16 protein-coding genes are annotated in these 19030 nt (G+C 62.7%); 3 read left to right on the forward strand and 13 right to left on the reverse strand.

What is annotated here, in order from left to right; genetic code table 11:
- Positions 1-299: 299 nt before the first annotated feature.
- The 11 genes from FJ548_RS24540 to FJ548_RS24595 all read right to left on the reverse strand — a co-directional run bounded on the left by FJ548_RS24540 (position 300) and on the right by FJ548_RS24595 (position 13757).
- A complete protein-coding gene (locus FJ548_RS24540; protein ID WP_140700110.1) occupies positions 300-1373 on the reverse strand; it encodes an adenylate/guanylate cyclase domain-containing protein in 1074 nt (357 codons plus the stop codon).
- 3 nt (positions 1374-1376) lie between these two features.
- Positions 1377-1871: a Rab family GTPase gene (locus FJ548_RS24545; protein WP_140700113.1), complete on the reverse strand. Its 495-nt coding sequence runs from the start codon at positions 1869-1871 to the stop codon at positions 1377-1379.
- 12 nt (positions 1872-1883) lie between these two features.
- Positions 1884-4547: an OmpA family protein gene (locus FJ548_RS24550; protein WP_140779189.1), complete on the reverse strand. Its 2664-nt coding sequence runs from the start codon at positions 4545-4547 to the stop codon at positions 1884-1886.
- 7 nt (positions 4548-4554) lie between these two features.
- Positions 4555-5220, reverse strand: coding sequence for a hypothetical protein (locus FJ548_RS24555; protein ID WP_140609827.1), 666 nt, complete (start codon positions 5218-5220; stop codon positions 4555-4557).
- 178 nt (positions 5221-5398) lie between these two features.
- Positions 5399-6379, reverse strand: coding sequence for a 2-dehydropantoate 2-reductase (locus tag FJ548_RS24560; protein WP_140609828.1), 981 nt, complete (start codon positions 6377-6379; stop codon positions 5399-5401).
- Between the two features lie 2 nt (positions 6380-6381).
- Entirely contained in the window at positions 6382-7902 is a 1521-nt protein-coding gene (locus FJ548_RS24565) for an acyl--CoA ligase (protein WP_181168896.1), read from the reverse strand.
- Between the two features lie 300 nt (positions 7903-8202).
- Positions 8203-9789, reverse strand: coding sequence for a gamma-glutamyltransferase (gene ggt / locus FJ548_RS24575; RefSeq protein ID WP_140779190.1), 1587 nt, complete (start codon positions 9787-9789; stop codon positions 8203-8205).
- Positions 9790-9838: 49 nt separating this feature from the next.
- A complete protein-coding gene (locus FJ548_RS24580; RefSeq protein ID WP_140779191.1) occupies positions 9839-10633 on the reverse strand; it encodes an ABC transporter permease in 795 nt (264 codons plus the stop codon).
- On the reverse strand, positions 10630-11556 hold the full coding sequence (locus FJ548_RS24585; RefSeq protein ID WP_140693914.1) for an ABC transporter permease: 927 nt from the start codon (positions 11554-11556) through the stop codon (positions 10630-10632). Before FJ548_RS24585 ends, FJ548_RS24580 begins: the two co-directional genes overlap by 4 nt.
- Entirely contained in the window at positions 11553-12638 is a 1086-nt protein-coding gene (locus FJ548_RS24590; RefSeq protein ID WP_140779192.1) for an ABC transporter ATP-binding protein, read from the reverse strand. The genes FJ548_RS24585 and FJ548_RS24590 overlap by 4 nt, the downstream gene beginning before the upstream one ends.
- Positions 12639-12716: 78 nt before the next feature.
- On the reverse strand, positions 12717-13757 hold the full coding sequence (locus tag FJ548_RS24595) for an ABC transporter substrate-binding protein (protein WP_140779193.1): 1041 nt from the start codon (positions 13755-13757) through the stop codon (positions 12717-12719).
- 225 nt (positions 13758-13982) lie between these two features.
- Here FJ548_RS24595 and FJ548_RS24600 point away from each other — a divergent pair, with 225 nt between their 5' ends.
- The gene (locus FJ548_RS24600; RefSeq protein ID WP_181168895.1) at positions 13983-14684 is read left to right on the forward strand and encodes a GntR family transcriptional regulator; all 702 of its coding nucleotides are present in this window, start codon (positions 13983-13985) and stop codon (positions 14682-14684) included.
- 21 nt (positions 14685-14705) lie between these two features.
- Here the strand turns inward: FJ548_RS24600 and FJ548_RS24605 are convergent, their stop codons facing one another.
- Complete coding sequence (locus FJ548_RS24605) at positions 14706-15470, reverse strand: SDR family NAD(P)-dependent oxidoreductase (protein ID WP_140609835.1); 765 nt, start codon at positions 15468-15470, stop codon at positions 14706-14708.
- A 310-nt stretch (positions 15471-15780) separates the two neighbouring features.
- Between FJ548_RS24605 and FJ548_RS24610 the strand changes: the two genes are divergently transcribed.
- Complete coding sequence (locus tag FJ548_RS24610) at positions 15781-16569, forward strand: hypothetical protein (RefSeq protein WP_140779195.1); 789 nt, start codon at positions 15781-15783, stop codon at positions 16567-16569.
- Positions 16570-16617: 48 nt separating this feature from the next.
- Here the strand turns inward: FJ548_RS24610 and FJ548_RS24615 are convergent, their stop codons facing one another.
- The gene (locus FJ548_RS24615) at positions 16618-17496 is read right to left on the reverse strand and encodes a LysR substrate-binding domain-containing protein (RefSeq protein ID WP_246678755.1); all 879 of its coding nucleotides are present in this window, start codon (positions 17494-17496) and stop codon (positions 16618-16620) included.
- A gap of 133 nt (positions 17497-17629) precedes the next feature.
- On the opposite strand from FJ548_RS24615, the gene FJ548_RS24620 reads away from it, so the two are divergent.
- Positions 17630-19024 (forward strand): FAD-binding oxidoreductase, encoded by a 1395-nt coding sequence (locus FJ548_RS24620; RefSeq protein WP_140779197.1) that lies wholly within the window; start codon positions 17630-17632, stop codon positions 19022-19024.
- The last annotated feature ends 6 nt before the right edge of the window (positions 19025-19030 follow it).

The following is a 19030-nucleotide window of genomic DNA, read 5'->3' on the forward strand; positions in this document are numbered from 1 at the left end:
GGCGGGGAAGGGGTGATCGGCTCCAGAGCGACTGGACGCGGTTGACCGGATCGCACGCGCTTTGCCCGGTGTAGGAACGTCTTGATCGGGGCCGGAAGCAGTAGGTCCGCTTGTGGTGCGGGGAAGAATGATAGCGGACGCTAAATCTCAGGACCGATGTCCTGAGTGACCCAGGACGGACCTTTTGGCGGTCGCTCGGTGGTCGACTGCTTCTCGCACCTCTGCGGACATTCGACACGATGATGTTTGACTAGCTTGAGATGCAATGCGCTTCAGGGTCGGCACTGCCAAGCGGCAAATCAGGCCCGGAGCCGCCACATTCGCACAGGACCTGTACCACGCAATTCCGTTTCCCCGAGTGGGTCGCGAGCAAAATTTGGTCCAAGCAGTTTGTGAGTTGCATCCGAAATACGTATCTCATCGGGCTCCGCGGACTTTTGAATACGTGCGGCGAGATTGACGGTGTCGCCCCACAGGTCATAGGCAAAGCGCCTGTTGCCTATGACGCCCGCCACGATTGGGCCTGAGTGGATTCCAATTCTCAGTCTCAGCGGTTCTCCCGCGAAGCGTTCGCGCCTACCCACCTCCCGCAGTTCAACTGCATAGTGCGCAAGGGCTTCTGCATGATCGGACCGCGCGACGGGCAGGCCGGCCACCACCATCACACAGTCGCCGATTGTCTTGATCTTTTCGCAGCCGTATTCTTCTGAGAGCAGATCCGCCGCCTTGAAGAAGTAATTCAAGATCGCGAGCGTCGTCACGGCCCCAACGCTCAGCGCTCTTTCCGTGAAACCGACGATGTCGGCGAAAAGCACACTCACGTCTGCATGATTGTCCGCAATTTGTTCGTGCGCCTTCAACCGCTGCGCGATCGACGCCGGAAGAATGTTGAGGAGAAGGGTTTCGGCGCGCTGGTATTCACGCGACAATCCCTCCTGGCTCTCCCTCAATGCCTCGTTCGTCGATTGCAGTTTCTCGTTGAGTTGACGCTCCCTCTCTTGCAGGAGCGTCATTTCATAAGCCTTCTGTTGAAGTCGCTGCCTGTTGTCGCGTTCGGCAGTGGCGTCAAGAAAGAGCAGCCACACGCAGGCATTGTCAGCAGCAAAAAGATGAAGATCCGCGACACGCCCGTTGGGCAGTTCCACCATGGCCATATGATATGGAAGTTCCGGGCAAGGCAGCAAACCTTCCATGAAGTCAAGCTGGTCGGCAACAGGCTTGCCAGTGCGAAGCGATGAGAGTCCGTAATGTTTAACGTTGCCGCCCTTCGCAGCTATGCAAAGCTGGGCGTCAATTTTCAGATATGCGACAGCGTGCTCATTGTAGAAGAAATTGAAAATCCAGCTTCTGACTTCTCTTGGCAATCCATGCATGATCTATTTGGCGACCATCGAGGCAAGCTGGCGAAACGCATCTTCGACATATGCACCCGAAAGCGCACTTGTCAGATAGATTTGCCATCCAAGCTGCCTCAGTTCGTCGATCTCACCATCCGGTATCGCCCATCGATCGGCGAGATCGGATTTGTTGAACAGCAATACGAACGGCATAGCGCCGAATTCGGCCTCGACCCGCTCGCGCAGCGTGAGCGCCACGGCCAGAGTAGCGGGCCGGGTTCCATCGACGACGAGCACGAGCCCGGTCGCTCCTCGCACATAGCTGACGCGGAATGAGCCGATATCGTCTTCGCCGGCCAGATCCCACAAAATCAGATCCACGGTTTTATCCGGAAACGCGACACTCTTCTTGTCGATTTTCACGCCAACCGTGGTCAGGTAGTTTTCCGAGAAGATGCTTTGGACGAACCTGCGCACCAGGCTCGTCTTGCCGACAGCAAACCCGCCCAACATGCATATCTTTTTTTGCAGCATCCCGGGCTCCGACTACTCCAGGTTTACCGTAACCGAAACCCGGCGATTGGTGGAGTTCCCAGTTCGACTATTTTCATTTTCGGGCACCGCTGGCTCAAAGGTGCCGGCGCCCCGAACCAGCAGCAGTTCCGGAGCGACGCCGCGCTTGTTGAGAAGCGCGCGAACTGTCTCGGCGCGGGCGGCACTGATCGACGCGTTGGCCGTCTCACGGCCCGTTGTGTCTGAATGGCCGGTCAACATGAACCGCGCTGTCACGCCTGCCTTGCGGGCATTTTCGGCGAATTCCTTCAATTGATCAGCCAATCTGTCGAGCACCGGCGACTGCTCCGGACCCGGGACAACTCTACCGGAAGAGAAGAAAATATCGGTCGTCTGGATGGCCTCTCTCAAATGATTAAGTTCTGCAAGGTTCAGCTCGTGCAGCTGCGAGACGTCCAGAACCACTCCATCCGCCGAAAGTTGTTCGGCGGCGGCCCGTGCCCGGCTGATCCACCCGGCAGGAGCCTCGCCCACGACCAGGATGCGACCTTGGATGATCGAAAGCTGAACCGATTTCGGCGGGGACAGCGACGCCGTTAGCCGCTTAACCACGAACTTTGGATCAAGGCTCTGAAAGAATTGCCACTGGGAATGAACGCGGGCGGGATCAACCTGCGTTCCGGACAGCAGAGCTTTCGGGTCGGCGGCAAGCGGGTCTCTCAGGCCGGAAATGTAGAATTGGCCTCCCCTCTCCGTTTGTTGGGCGACGATGATTCCCGGTTGGGCCTCGAGTCGCGACACATAATACTGCCAGTGCTCCGCCTCGCGTGCTTCGGGGCTCACATCACGAACCTTGGAGATGTCGAATTCCGGTCCGCCTGCCGAAAGCTGTCGGGCCGCGGCGCGCGCCCGATCTATCCAGGTGTCGGGAGCCTCACCCTCGGCAACGATGCGATTGTCGACGATCGAAAGCCGAACCGATTTCAGCGGGTACAGCGACGCCGTCAGCCGCTTCAACACGAACTCCGGTTCAAGGCTTTGATAGAAATGCCACTGCGAATGGACCCTGCCGGGATCGACCTGCGTTCCCGACAGCAGCGACTGCGGGTCGGCGGCAAGCGGGTCTCGCAGGCCGGCAATATAGAATTGGCCATCGCGGATCTTTTGTTCGGCAACGATGATGCCCGGCTGGGTCCCCAGTCGCGACACATAGGCCTGCCAGTGCTCTGCCGCGCGTGCTTCGGGGCTCACATCACGAACCTTGGAGATATCGAATACCGGTCCGCCTGCAGAAAGCTGCTGGGCGGCGGCCTGCGCCCGGCTGATCCACGTGGCGTCAGCCTCGCCCTCGGCAACGATGCGATCCTTGACGACCGAAAGTCGCACCGAATCCGGCGGAGCCAGCGATGCCGTCAGCCGCTTCAACACGAACTCCGGCGCAAGGCTCTGATAGAATTGCCAGTTCGCATGAACGCGGGCGGGATCGACCTGCGTTCCCGACAGCAGCGACTGCGGGTCGGCGGCAAGCGGGTCTCTCAGGCCGGCAATATAGAATTGGCCATCGCGCAACGTTTGTTCGGCAACGATGATGCCAGGCTGGGTCTCCAGTCGCGATAAATAGGCCTGCCAGCGCTGCCCGGATTGCCAGGAAAGAAAGAACCAAATGCCCGTCGGAATCAAAACCAGCAGGACTGCGGCCACCACCAGCCACGGAAATCCCTCGTTTGATTCCTCGTGCTTCAGTTCAACACAGGTTTGCAACTGCGTCTCTACGCTGGCCAGTTGCGAACTGTCGCCGTCGAACTGCTCCAAAGCCTGTGAGTATTCATCATGGATGCGGAGCAATACGTCGCGAATTATTTCGTGGAGTTCTTCCGGCGGATTGCCCCTGATCACCGAAACCAGTGTCGCAAATGGTCCAACCTCCGACCAGAGACGAAGCTCCCCAAAACGGATAGTGTCCAGGCCGCTCTGTTCTTTCTCCTTAAATGAGTCGCTTACAAAATCCTGAATTGCGCTGAGCATCGAAGAAATGAGCTGAGGATCCTCGCTCGTAGCATTTTCGGCAGTTACATGTGCAATCAAAAGCCCGGAACTGCGGCTGATGAGAAAGACGTGTTCTACACGATAGACAAGAGAATGATTAAGAACAACTTCCGAGAAGCTTGCACCCGTTCTCCAAGCTTCAAATCTCCACTTAAGCCCATGCCAGGTGAATATATGTCTTAAAGATTCATTCAGCGACTGAAAGGTCTGGTCGATCTTTTCGCCGATCGACTTGCGAATAGCGGGCAGAAACACCGGGTACAGTATATCCGTCAGCGTGCGCGGGTTCTTCTGGATGGACCTTTGCGCAGCCCTCTCGACAACCGGCACAAATGCCTCGCCGAGTTGCGCATGAGACGCACGTGCGGCTGCATCGGGGAGAACGCTCCCCACTGCTGCCGCAAGCTGCTCAGGTTCGTCAAGCAGGTGCGCAACTCGTGAAAGCTCCGAAATTTCGCGGCCGACCAGCAGCTGGCGAAGCGTTTCCATGCGATGATCGGCGGTTGGAATTCCGTCGAAAAGCGCACCGTGGTCCGGATCAACGTTCCGGGCAATTTCGACCAAAAGCCGAGCCAGAGCCTCGCGATCAATCTCGGTATCGTTCGCAGCGGCTCTTTCAGAAGGGTTGATTGGGTCGACGGTCGACCTCAAGTTCCGATCAACTCACTTTCCAGCTGCGTTCCGAGTTGCCCTTGCTGCCGATGGGATCCTGATTCAGACACTTCGCAACCTCGATAAACAGGCCAGCCAAAAGATTTCGGTCGGTCTTGACGTTGCTGAGATCGGAAAAGAATTTCTCCATTAGCATCTGAACGCTTTCATTCTTCTGCTTGATTTCCTCACGCAGCGAATGGTCGCTTCGATTTATCCGATCCGAAACTTCGCGCTCAAGCTCGCTCAATTGATCCGACAACGAGCGCACCTGCTTTTCAAGTGCCTGATTTTGTTCGCGAAGATTCCGGTCAATCTCCTTGTCGGCATCGGCTCGTGCGTCTTTTTCGTTGCGCAATTGCCCCGCAAGTGAATCGACCTGCTTCTTTGCATTTGACTCGTACATCTCAAGATTGCGCTTGGCCTCGGATTCGACATCCTTGAAGCGCTGCAAGAACCGTTCTTCAAGCTTGGAAAAGCGGCGGTCATAGTCCTGCATCTGGTTGCCGAACAGCAGATCACGTATCTTGTCGACACCTACAGCCTCGCCGGAGACCCCGCTCTCGCGAACCTGGGCCGCCATGAAATTCAGCCCGTTTTCGGCTGGATTACCTATCAGATTTGCGTCCGCTTTATTTGCCGAAGAAGCGGCATTCGAAGAGTCCTTAGCCATCCTCACGCCCAATCGCCAGAGTGCAAAACTCGGAGAATAGGAAATTATGTCAGACAAATACCCTGCCTGCAAGCCGGAATCCCCTTGGCTCAAGCCGATTCGTGCGTTCCTTTTTCGTCTCTTGGACTAGCAACGCATTGTCGGTGCAGCCCGTTGCTTCTGGCTTAAATAATTGCTCTCACCCATAACACCCCCGCTCCACCGCCAGCCTCTTCACCAACCCCAGCACCCCATCGATGGCCGGCGTCGGCTTGCCCGTCAGTCGCCCAAGCTCCTGCACGGCTCCCACCAGCGCGTCGATCTCCATCGGCCGGCCGCGTTCCAGGTCCTGCAGCATCGAGGTCTTGTGCTCGCCGACGTCGCCGGCGCCCTTGATGCGGCGGTCGACGTCTATGGCGAAGCGCACGCCGAGGCTTTCCCCGATCGCCTGGGCTTCCAGCATCATGGTGCGGGCAAGCTGGCGGGTGCCTTCGTCGGCGACGATCGCGGCAAGCGTGCTGCCGGTCAACGCCGAGATCGGGTTGAAGGAGAGGTTGCCCCACAGCTTCACCCAGATCTCCGAGCGTATGTCGTCGCGCACCGGCGCCTGCAGCCCGGCCTTGACCATTTCCTGCGCCAATGCCGTCACCCGCTCGCTGCGCTCGCCGGAGGGTTCGCCGAGCGAGAAGCGCTTGCCCTCGACATGCCGGATGAGGCCGGGCGCATCGACCTCGACGGCGGGGTAGACCACCGAGCCGATGACGCGCTCAGGCCCGATCCGCTGCCAGATCGCGCCGCCCGGATCGACTGCGTTGAGCCTGGTGCCTTCGAGCGGCCCGCCGACCTTGTGAAAGTACCACCACGGCACGCCGTTCTGCATGGTGACGACCGCGGTGTCCGGACCGAGCAGCGGCGCTATCTGGTCCAGCGCCGGGGTGAGCGAGTGGGCCTTCAGCGCCAGCACCACGATGTCCTGGACGCCGAGCTCCCCGGCCTTGGCGGCGGCACGGACGCGCGCGACCGTCTCCTTTCCGTCCTCAATCAGGCGCAGGCCGTCTGCCTCGATCGCTTCGAGATGGGCGCCGCGCGCCACGATCGACAGATCGGTGCGGCCGGCGATCGCCAGTTTGGCGGCGAGATAGCCGCCGATCGCGCCGGCGCCGAAAATGGTGATCTTCATCGTCAAAGCCCGAGTTTGGCGGCAAGGCCGATGCGCTGTAGCTTGCCGGTCGCGCCCTTGGGGATCTCGTCCAGGATCAGCACCTTGCGCGGCACCTTGAAGTCGGCGAGCCGCATCGCCGCATGGCTGCGGATATCGCTTTCAGTGGCGCTCATGCCTTCGCGCAGCACCACTGCCGCCGCCACCTCCTCGCCGAGCTTGTCGTGCGGCATGGCGAAGGTGACCACTTGCGCCACCGCCGGATGGTCCATCAGCACGTCGTCGACCTCGAGCGGCGAGATCTTTTCGCCGCCGCGATTGATGATCTCCTTCAGCCGGCCGGTGACCCGGAGATAGCCGTCCGCGTCGAGCACGCCCTGGTCGCCGGTGTGGAACCAGCCATGCGCGAAAGCCGTCGCATTGGCATCCGGGTTCTTCTCGTAGCCGCCAGTGACATTGGGCCCGCGAATGACGATCTCGCCGGTCTCGCCGGCTTCGAGCAGCCGCCCGTCCGGCGCCATCACCGCCACGTCGGGTCCGGCCGATGCGCCGACACTGCCCGGCTTGCGCAGGCCCGGCGGCAGCCGGTTGGAGGCCATCTGGTGCGCGGCCTCGGTCATCCCGTAGGATTCGATCACCGGGCAGCCGAAGGTCCTTTCCAGTTCGGCCATCACCTGCGCCGGCAGCGATGCCGAGGACGAGCGGATGAAGCGCAGCCGCGCAGCCGCCAGCACCTCTTCATTGCGGGCCGCGCGCGGCAGGATCGCCTGATGCATGGTCGGCACCGCCGTGTACCAGCTCGGCTTGGCGTCGCCCAGCCACTGGAAGAAGCGCAACGCGTTGAAGCCCGGCGTGCAGTAGATGCTGCCGCCCGAGGCCAGCGACGACAGCACCGCCGCGATCAGGCCATGGATATGGAACAGCGGCATGATGTTGAGGCAGCGGTCACTGGCCGTCAGGCCGAGCGTCGCGCCGATATGGGAGGCGGACGCCGCGATGTTGGCGTGGCTGAGCGGCACCAGCTTGGGCCGCGAGGTCGTGCCCGACGTGTGCAGCAGAAGCGCGACGTCGTCATCCCCAGCCATGTCGGACGCCGCCTGCGGGCCGACCGACGCGCCTTCGATGGTGAAGCTGCCGGCAGGGGCGTCCGGCGGCACGACAAGCCGCAGCACGCCGATGCCGAGGCGTTCGGCCACCGCCACGGCCGGGCCGGCCTCGGTCTCCGCGACAAGGATCGCCTTGGCGCCGATGTCGGTGAGGTAGAAATCGAGTTCGTCCGCCCGATAGGCGGGATTGAGCGGCGCCGTCGAGGCGGCGGCCGCCACGGCGACGAAGGCGGTTGCCATCTCCGGCCCGTTCGGCAGCACGATCGCCACCCGGTCGCCCCGGCCGATGCCAAGCGCGTGCAGCCGGCTGGCCGTGGCCGCGATCAGCGCGCGCAGCTTGCCATGGGTGAGCGTTGCGCTCTCGGGCGCCAGGATGGCCGGCGCATCATCGGTGCCGGCAACGAGGCGGTGGGTGAGGTCTGTGTGGGTTTGGGTCATGGTCACCGGCTATGTTTCAAAGCTCGTGAAAGTTCAGCGGAGGTTAGCGCCGCCCCTCATTGCCCTGCCGGGCATTTCTCCCCGTATAGTGATGGGGAGAAAGACGCAGTCGCCGATGGCTTCGCCAACTGCCAGCGTTGCCGCGAAAGCGCTGAGGGAGCGGAGCCCCCTCTCCCCGTCACTATACGGGGAGAGGATGCCGGCAGGCAGGTGAGGGGCAGCACCAGCGCCTGAAAAGGAAGGCCAAACTTGAATTGAGCACTTGGCAATTTCCGCACTGCCACCTGCTTGCTCATCCCCTCAATAACCCAGCGCCAACCCGTCCTTGCGTGGATCCGACGCCCCGGTCAGCGTTCCCTTCTCCCAGTCGATCAGCACCACCTGGCCTCCGCCGAGCGGGTGGGGCGGCTCCGTGACCTCATGGCCGCGCCGGCGAAGGCCCGCAACCGCCTCGGTGGGCACGCTGCGCTCGGCCTCCACAACGCCGTCATTGTAGAACACCCGTGGTGCATCCACCGCCTGCTGCGGGTCCATGCCGAAGTCGATTATGTTGGTCAAAAGATGGACATGCCCGAACGGCTGGTAGCCGCCGCCCATCACGCCGAACGGCATCACCACGCGGCCGTTCCGGGTCGCCATGCCAGGCATGATCGTGTGCATCGGCCGCTTGCCGGGCGCGATCGCGTTGGGGTGCGCCGGGTCGAGGCGGAAGCTCGAGCCACGGTTCTGCAGCACCACGCCGGTCTTCGGGCCGACGACGCCGCTGCCGAACGAATAATAGGTCGAGTTGATGAAGGAGACCGCGTTGCGGTCGCGGTCGACGATCGAGATATAGACCGTGTCGCTGCCGGGCAGGTCGACGCGCGGCAGATGCGTCATGGCGCGGTCGCGGTCGATCTCGGCGCGGAGCCGGTCGGCATAGGCGCTGGACAGAAGCTCTCTCACCGGCACCGGGACATGATCCTGGTCGCCCAGAAAGGTGTCGCGGTCGCGGTAGGCCAGCCGCCCGGCCTCGATCTCCAGGTGCAGGCGTTCGACGCCATTGGGATCGAGCCCGCCAAGCTTGAACCCTGACAGCACGTTCAGCATCAAAAGCGCCGTCAGCCCCTGGTTGTTCGGCGGCATCTGGTGGATATCATAGCCGCCATAGGAGGTGCTGACCGGCGCCACGTAGTCCCCTCTGGTCGTAGCGAAATCCTCATGCGAATGAAGCCCGCCCAGTTCATTGAGCCGGCGCACCATGTCGTCGGCGACGACGCCCTCGTAGAATCCGGCGCGGCCGTGCTTGGCGATCACCCGCAAGGTGGCGGCAAGCTCCGGCTGGCGATGGACATCGCCGGCCTCCGGCGCCTTGCCGCCCGGCAGGAAGATGCGCGACGCATGTTCGTCCGCCGACAGGTCGGTCTCCGGCTCGGCCCAGTCGAAGGCGACGCGATCGTGCACGACATAGCCGTTCTCGGCATAGTGGATGGCCGGCGCCAGCACCTCGGCGAGGCCCTTGCGGCCATGGTCCTCCAGCAGCCGACACCAGGCGTCGATGGCGCCCGGCACGGTCACCGCATGCGGCCCCTGTTTCGGCAGCTCGGCAAAACCCTGCGCCAGATACCAGTCGACGGTCGCGCCCGCCGGCGCGCGGCCGGAGCCGTTGAAGGCCAGCACATTGCCTTGTCCAGCCGGACAGTAGAGCACGAAACAGTCGCCGCCGATGCCGGTCGATTGCGGCTCGACCACCCCTTGCACGGCGGCCGCGCAGACCGCCGCGTCCATGGCGTTGCCGCCGGCGCGCAGCATATCGATGGCAGCCAGCGTCGCCAGCGGGTGCGAGGTGGCGGCCATGGCCTCGGTGGCACGAACCGGCGAGCGGCCGGGAAACTGGAAATCACGCATTGTTGTCTGGATATCCCCTGGTCACTTGAAGCGAATTGGTCCGATGAAATCAAGGACGGCGGCCGAAGATCTGCGCGATTGCCAAAAGCACGACCGACAGCACGATCAGGCAGGTGGAGATGGCGGCGATCGTCGGGTCGATCTGGTCACGCAGCGCATTGAACATGCGGCGCGTCAACGTCGTCGTCTCGCCGCCCGAAATGAACAGCGAAACCACCACCTCGTCGAAGGAGGTGATGAAGGCGAACAGCGCGCCCGAGACGATCGAGAAGCGGATCTGCGGCATGGTCACCTGCCAGAACGCCGCGATGCGCCCGGCGCCCAGGCTGCGCGCCACCCGCTCCTGGTTCATGTCGTAGGACCGCAGTCCGGATAGCACGGTCAGCACCACGAGCGGCAAGGCTTGCACCGTGTGCGCGATGACCAGGCCGGTCAGCGTGTTGTTGAGCCCGATGCGGGCATAGAGGAAGAAGGTGCCGATGCCGATCAGGATCACCGGGATGATCAGCGACGCCGTGAGCAGCCCGTTGATTGTGCCGTTGAAGCGCAGCGTGCCCCGGTTGACGGCATAGGCGGCCGCGGTGCCGAGCGGCGTCGCCACCAGAACGGTCATGAGCGCCACCTTCACCGAGACGATCGTGGCGTCGCGCCATTCCAGTGACTGGAAATAAGTCTGGTACCAGCGCAGCGACCATTGCTGCGGCGGAAACTGCAGCAGCGTCGAATCCGAGAGCGACATGATGACGATGATCACCGACGGCGCGATCAGGAACAAAAGCACAAGGCCGCCCAGCGCATAAAGCCACAGGCGTTGCCAGTGCGAAATCGGCAGGCTCCCGTTCATCGCGAACTCCACACGCCGGTGGCGCGCGCGCCGAGCAGCCACTGGAACAGGCCGAGCAGCGCCAGCGTGACGACCAGCAGCACCACGCCGAGCGCGGCACCCGCGCCCCAGTTGGAATAGAGGCTGGTGGTCTGTTCCATGCGCATCGCCCACATGACCACCTTGCCGCCGCCCATCAGCGCCGGGGTAACGAAGAAGCCGAGACACAGCACGAAGACGATGACCACACCGGAGGCGAGGCCGGGCAGCGACAACGGAAAGAAGATCTGCCGGAAGGTCGCGACGGGGCCGGCGCCGAGGTTCATGCCGGCGCGCAGGCAGTCGGTGTCGATGGTCTTCATCGAGGCGTAGAGCGGCAGGACGAGGAAGGGCAAGAGGATGTGCGTCATGCCGACGACGACGCCCGACAGGTTGTTGGCGAGCGACAGCGGCTGGCTGATGACGCCGAGGTCGATCAGCCAGCTGTTGATCAGGCCCTTGCGCTGCAGGATCACCAGCCAGGCATAGGTGCGCACCAGCACCGATGTCCAGAACGGCAGGATGACGAAGATCAGGCAGATCGACGCCGCCCGGCGCGGCAGTTGCGACAGCATGTAGGCCAGCGGATAGCCAAGCAGCACGCAGGCCCCGGTAACGATGAACGCGACCTTGAAGGTGGTGGCAAAGGTTTTGATGTACGAAGCCTGCTCGAAGAAGCGCGCATAATTGGCGGCGCTCAAGGCGCCGGTCTCGTCGAACAGCGACAGCCAGAACAGCCAGCCGATCGGCACGATGATGATGGCGCAGACGAGGAAGAGACTGGGCGACAGCAGCGCCAGCAGCCGCAGCGACTCGCGCCGCGCGTCGGCGCGCAATGCCCGCGCGTTCAGGTCCCCGCCGACGCCGCCGGCAGTCCCCTCGATGAGGGCGGATTGCGCGCTCATTCTTCGGCCGCCACCAGGATCGTGTCCTGCGCATCGAGGCCGAGGCGGATCGGCTGGCCGGGCGCCGGCAGCCGCGCCAGCACATCACCGCGGCAATAGTCGCGCAACGTCAGCTGGCGCCCATCGCGCAGCACCGCGTAGCAGACGAAGCTGTCGCCCTGGTAGATGATGTCGGCGACCGTGGCATCGAAGACGTTGATCCCGTTCGACGGCTCCGTTGTGGTGACCAACCGCAGCTTTTCGGGCCGCACCACCATCAGGTGCCGGCCCGAGGCCGGGGCCGGCATTGCTGTGTGGATACGTCTGTCCTCGCACCAGACCGCCCCGTCGCGGCATTCGACGGGCATGAAATTCGATTCGCCGATGAAGCCGGCGACGAATTGCGTCCTGGGCGCGGCGTATAGCGTTTCGGGCCGGTCGAGCTGTTCGATGCGGCCGGCGTTCATCACAGCAATGCGGTCCGACATGGTGATGGCTTCGCGCTGGTCGTGCGTGACATAGACCGTCGTCATGCCAAGCCGCCGGTGCAGTGCGCGCAGTTCGATCTGCATATGCTCGCGCAGGCCCTTGTCGAGCGCCGACAGGGGTTCGTCCATCAGCACGATGCGCGGCTCGAAGATGATGGCGCGCGCCAGCGCCACGCGCTGCCGCTGGCCGCCGGAGAGCTGGTCGACCGCCCGGTCGCCCAGGCCCTGCAGCTTCACCAGCTCCAGCGCCTTTTCGACACGCTGCGCCGTCTCGGCCGTCGCCACGCCACGCTGCTTCAGCGGAAAGGCGATGTTGTGGAAGACATTCATATGCGGGAACAGCGCATAGTTCTGGAACACCATGCCGATGTTGCGCTTGTGCGGCGGCGTGGTGATGATCTCGTCGTCGCCCACCTTGATGGAACCGGCATTGGCCCTGATGAAACCGGCCAGAATCATCAGCAGCGTCGTCTTTCCGGATCCGGAAGGGCCAAGCAGCGTCAGGAATTCGCCCGCCGCGACATTGAGGTTCAGGTCGCGCAGGACCGATACGGAGCCAAATCGTTTCTCGATCGCGCGCAAGCCGATCGGCAGCGCGGATGGCGCAATGGACAAGATCACTTTCTCCCTAGCCGGCAATTTTCAGGCGACAGAAGGCAGGGCGACGCTGGTGCCGCCCTGCCTTGTCAATGCCTATTGCTGGATCAGATTGTTGAACTTTTCGGTCGCCTCGACCAGATTGTCGCGCCAGAACTCGGCGTCCTGCAGCACCTGCTTCTTGACGTTCTCCGGCGACGAGTTGATGTCCTTGATCCGCTCCGGCGGGATCTTGCCGGTTTCGAAGGCCTTTTCGTTCACCGGTCCGTTGTCGACATAGAGCGGCAGATTGGCCTGCAATTGCGGGCTGACGAACATCGCCAGCGCCTTCATCGCCGCGTCCTTGTTCTTGGCGCCCTTCGGGATCACCATGCAGTCGGCGGTCAGCACCCCCTGGTCGAAGGAGAAGCTGACCGGCGCGCCTTCCTTCTTCAGGGTGCCGGCGCGGCCGTTCCAGATGCTCGCCATGTCGACTTCGCCGTCCTTGACCAGCTGCATGGCCTGCGCGCCCGACGTCCACCAGGCGTCGACATGGCCGCGGATCTTGTCGACCGATTTCAGCGCGGCGTCGATGTCGACGGGATAGACCTTGTCGATCGGCAGGCCGGAGGCGAGGGCGGCGACGCTCAACGTCTCGGTCGCCTGGCTGCTGCTCAGCGCGCGCCGCCCGGGAAATTTTTTCACGTTCCAGAAATCCGCCCAGGTCTTCGGGCCTTTGTCGCCGAAGACGTCGGTCCGGTAGATCAGCACGACGGAGGTATAGGAGATGCCGAGCCAGTCGTCATGGACGAGCTTCGGGTTGATGCCGCTCTTGTCGATAATGCCGTAATCGAGCTTTTCGAACAGCCCTTCCTTCGAGCCGCGCGCGCATTCGTCGGCGCCGAGTTCGGTGATGTCCCACTTCACCGCGTTGCCGGTTACTTGCAGTCGCACGTCGTCAAGGCCGTTGGTGGTGTCTTCCTTGATGGTGATGCCGAGCGCGTCGGCGGTCGGCTTGAAGAACGCCTTTGTCTGCGCCTCCTGATAGGTGCCGCCCCATGAGGCGACGGTGATCGTGTCGGCCGCGACGGCGGGCACTGCCACGGAGGCTGCGAGGCCGGCTATGGCAAAGGCTTTAAAGCTGCTGGTCCTGTTCATTTCGGTGCTCCAACCGGTGTTCCCATTTGTTTTTGATTTAGCATGCGATTTTGTATACAATTTTGAATGTAGCCGAGGGATCGGTGTTGTCAACATCGGCTGGCGCGATCTATTTGAGCCGGACAAGCCTGTGAGAGACGCCACCACGCGCGTGGCAAATTGGACCGACAACGAATACAAACGGGGCAATGTCCGGCCTGAGTGCTGGAGGACTGGAAGCGGATCTTGGCCAAGGAAACGAAAAACACGCTGCGCGACTCGGTCTACACCTCGCTCAAGGCGATGATCGTGACCGGCCAGATTCCGCCTGGCGCCCGCGTCACCGAGAGCGACATCGCGGCGAAGCTCAATGTCAGCCGCACGCCGGTGCGCGAGGCCTTCAACCGGCTGGAGCGCGACGGGCTTGTCACCGGCCGGCCCCGCCAGGGCTATGCCGTCACCGAGTTCGACATCAACATGTTCCGCGAGGCCTTCGACATCCGCGAACTGCTCGACGGCCATGCCACGGAACTCGCGGCCGTCGCCGCGACCGAGAAGGACAAGGCGCGGCTGCGTGCCATGCTGGCCGAATGCGAGCGGCTTGCCGCCATTCCCGATCGTACCACAAAAGAAAAATTCCAGGAGCTGGAGGTCGGCATCGATCTGCACCGCGTCATCGCGCAGATCAGCGGCAACGCCATGCTGCACGGCATGCTTTGCGGCATCCTCGACAAGTGCCAGCACTATGTCTGGACCGAACTGTTGTGGCTGGACGAATGGAAGATCGCCCGCGACGAGCATGCCGAGATCGTCGAGGCCATCTGCGCCGGCGACGCCGGCCGGGCCGGCATGCTGGCGCGTGCCCATGTGCGCGGCTCGCGCGAGAACGTGTTGCGCCTGCTGCAGGCCAAGTCCGATTACCAGAGTTTTCTCGCCAAGGCGTCCTGAGCGGGTTGGGACGGCGCGCCTTCAGCCCTTGCGTTCCTGAAGGCTGTTGCCGCCGTCAACCACCAGCACGGCGCCGTTGACATAGCTGGCGCCCTCCGATGCCAGGAACACGACCGCCGCGGCCACTTCATCGGGCCGGCCGGCCCGCGCCGGCGGCGTATGCAGGGCCGCTGCCAGCTCCATCGCGCTCGACGCGCCGGTTTCGATCCAGCCGGGCGCGACCGCGTTGACGGTTATGCCGTCCTTTGCCATTTCCAGCGCCAGTGCGCGTGTCAGGCCGACCATGCCGGCCTTGGCGGCGGAATAGGCTGATGTGCCTTCGAAAGACACGATCGGCCCGGTGACCGACGCTACATTGACGACGCGTCCGTAGCCCGCTTCGACCATCGCCGGCAGAAACGCCTTTGTGACGAGGAACGCGGTCTTCAGGCTGACGTCGATTCCTTGATCCCAGTCGGCCTCGGTCATCGAGACAAACGCCTTGTCGGCCGACGGCGATGCCAGCGAGCCCATGCCGGCATTGTTGACCAGGATATCGACCGCGCCGGCGGCCACCTGCAGCCGCGCGACATCGGCAGCCAGGGTGAGATCGGCAACCGCGGCAGTGGCATCGATGCCTTCGCCGCGAAGCTCCGCGGCGCGATCCATCACACGCGCACTGGCCCCGGTCAGGAAAACGGCGTGCCCGGCTTTGCCGAGGTGACGGGCAATGGCGAAGCCGATTCCGTCAGCCGCTCCCGCGCCGGTAATCAAGGCGCGTCTGATCTTGCTGGTGGTCGCGGCCATGCGGGCTCCTTGGGGCTGGCATCATTTTCGATTGGATTGGTTTGCCGGTTTACCGGCGCGCCCGCAATCCGACCTAACAAGAATGTTGGCGCAAGAGAGCGCAATCCGAACGAGGATATCCCGGCGCCAACGGGTCCGCGCCCTCCGTGCGAAAGACGACATTTTTGACATGCCGGGGATGCGCAACAACCGAGGCGGCGGGTTGCAATCATCTCTTCGATGATTGGGGAGGCTGCATAAGCTGAAGCTTATGGACTCCTCCGGCGATTCGAGCAAAGGTCAGGGCGCGGCGCTGCTGCCGGGGCCGGAAATGAGCGACAGTTTCGGATACATCGCGTTCGGCGATGACGAGCTATACACGCGCGGCGCGCTCTTCAGCGCGCTGAGGCTGCTGCACTATTGCCCGGGCGCGAAGATCACTGTCCTCACCGACAGGCCGCAGATTTTCGACGGCTACCCGATCGGGACGATGGAGCTTACGGCGAGCCGGATGGCCGAAATGTCATTTGGCGGCCGATACCGCTTCGGCATCAAGGCGGCCGGCATCATCGATCTGCTGGAGTCCTGCGAGCGCCTGTTCCTCATGGACACGGACATGTATCCGATTGGCGACATTTCGGGCTGTTTCGGCCAGATTTCCCCCTCACATTCCGTCATGAACAGGTGCGAGGGCCGGCCAAAGCCCCCCTACCGTGCCCTCGAAGGCAGGCATTTCATGCTTGGCGAGAAAATGCTGACCGGAAGCGAGCCGATGTGGAGCAGCGGGGTCTTGGGGGTCCACAATGCCGCCCTTCCCGCACTGAGCGACGCCTATCATGCAATCGAGCAACTGATCGATGTCGTAACGGCGCATACGCCGGAACAATTCTGCATTGGTGTTGCGTTGGCCAGGGATGGATGCAGGATAACGCCGCACCGGCTGCCGATCCGAAACTATACCACCAGGGGAAAGAAGCTCTTTGCCCGGCGACGGCTCGAAGCCTTCTTTGCCGGCTATGGCCACCTCGGCGTGGGCGAGCAGATCGAGCAGGCCGCCAGATACAGGCTTTGGCGGGCGCCGACGGATATGTGGAAGCAGCGGGGCATCTGGCATTTCTGATGCCCGTCGTCCGGAAGCGGCTCCGGGAGGACGGTCACAGGCAAGCACTCACGTAACGGTTCTCATCCATGCCAGGAACGACTCGATGATCGCGGATCGCGGACTGTGATGCATCCAGACGACATAAAAGCTGTAGCCCGGCAAGGACAATGGATGCGCCTTGACGAGCGAGCCGTTCTCCAGTTCACGGCCGACCACAACGTCACTGCAGATCGCAATGCCTTGCCCGGCGACGACCGCATCGATCGCGTGCAGTTCCTCGCGGAAGCTCAAATCCCAGGCTTTGTCCGGGACCAGGTCCGGATCGATCGAACGGGCCGTCGCCAGCCACCGGGGCCAGGTGGGAGCGTCCGGATCCCGGTTCATCCAGCCAAAATGGATCAGGGGATACCGCAGGAGATCGGCGACACGCTCGATCGCCCGTCCGTCGCTCGCCAACAATCGGGGACTGCAAATGGGAAAGAAGGAATCGCGGCACACTTCCTGAGCGGCAACGCCCAAAGGCGGGCGGCGCGTGTAGCGGATCGCAACATCCGCGGCGCCGGCACGAAGGTCGAGTACCGCGTCCGTCCCGATGATCTCCAGTGGCACGGCCGGGTTGGCCTCTCGCCATTTCGGCAACCGGGGCACCAGCCATCGGCTTGCGAAAGCGTTCGGGCTCGTCACCCGCAATGGCGATTGAACATCCGGCTCGGCGACTGCGGCAAGAGAGCCTGCGAGAAGATCAAAGCCGTTGCGAAGGATAGGAAACAGTCGCGCTCCCGCACTCGTCAGCACGAGCGGGCGTGGCCGGCGCTGGAACAGCTTGCGACCGCATATTTCCTCCAACGAGCGGACCTGATGGCTGATCGCCGTCGGTGTCACGCCGAGCTCCGCTGCTGCCGCCTTGAAGCTGCCGAGCCGGGCTGCGGCCTCGAAGGCGTGCAAGGCGCGGAGCGGCGGACAGTTTCTCATGCCGGCAGCGTAGATGAATTCCTCTCATCCAGCAGCTAAGAATTTCGCTTTTGCAGAAGGCTGGTCCCTGTGAGACCGTAGTCCCGTTGGAGCAAGGACGATAACGATGGAGATTCCACGACAGACCGATGTGCTATCGGGCCGATCCCATTTTTCGAGTCCCGTGATCGAACAGCTGCGGCAAGGCTTGCGCGGCGAACTGGTGTTGCCGACAGACCCCACCTACGGCCAGGCGCGTGGGGTCTGGAACGGGGCGATCGACAGACGTCCCGCTGCCATCGTCTTTTGCGCCCATCCCGATGATGTCGTTCTTGCCGTGGCCTGTGCCAGGTCACAAGGCTGTCTCGTGGCCGTTCGCAGCGGCGGCCATAACGTTGCCGGTCTGTCCGTCTGCGACGATGGCATGGTGATCGATCTATCCCGCATGAAGAAGATCGTCGTCGATCCCGAGCGCCGCATCGCCAGGGCCGAGGCTGGCCTCAATCTCGGCGAATTCGATGCCGCCACACAGGCCCACGGTCTTGCGACGACCATGGGCGTCAACAGCGACACCGGCATTGCCGGCCTCACGCTCGGCGGCGGCTTCGGCAAGCTTGGACGCAAGAACGGCCTGAGCTGCGATAATCTGATCGCCGCTGAAATCGTCACCGCCGACGGCCGGCTGTTGCGGACAAGCGCCGGCGAGCATCCCGAACTGTTCTGGGCCTTGCACGGCGGCGGCGGCAATTTCGGCATAGTGACGGCGTTCGAATACCGGCTGCATCCGCTCGGCCCGGCTCTTCTCGTGGGCTCGGTGCTTCACGCCTACGATCATGCGCGCGAGGCCATGCGGTTTTACGATCGGTTCTCCCGAGAAGCCCCGGACGAGTTGAGCGTCGACGCCGCGCTCGTCACGTTGCCGACGGGCGACCGGGGCTTCAGCATCTCGGCCTGCTATGTCGGGTCACCCGAAGCGGGCGAACCTGTCATCGCACCGCTGATGACATTCGGATCCCCCATCGAAAGCCGCCTTCAGGCCCTTCCTTATCTCCAAATTCAATCGGCGGGCGATAGCCTCTTTCCACGCGGACGGCGCTATTACTGGAAGGCGCAGTTCCTGCGCGAGATCAGCGACGGTGCGATCGACGCGTTGCTCGACCGTTACGCGGCGGCTCCCAATCACTCCAGCCTGCTGGTTTTCCAACAGGTCGGCGGAGCCATCGCCCGCGTGCCGGCATCGGATTCGCCCTACGCCAATCGCGACGCGGCTGTCGATTGCTTCCCGATCGCCATCTGGGACGATCCCGCCGATGACGAGGCGAATATAGGCTGGGCGCGCGACCTGTGGAATGCGGTGAGGCCATTCTCTACCGGCGGTGTCTATGCCAACAATCTCGGTGATGAGGGCGACGAGCGCGTGCGGGACGCTTATGGTGGAAACTATGCACGTCTCGCCGCCATCAAGACGCAATACGACCCGACCAATTTCTTCCGACTGAACCAAAATATCAGGCCTGGGTAATTCGCA

The sequence above is a fragment of the Mesorhizobium sp. B2-4-17 genome (assembly GCF_006441275.1).
Lineage (GTDB): Bacteria > Pseudomonadota > Alphaproteobacteria > Rhizobiales > Rhizobiaceae > Mesorhizobium.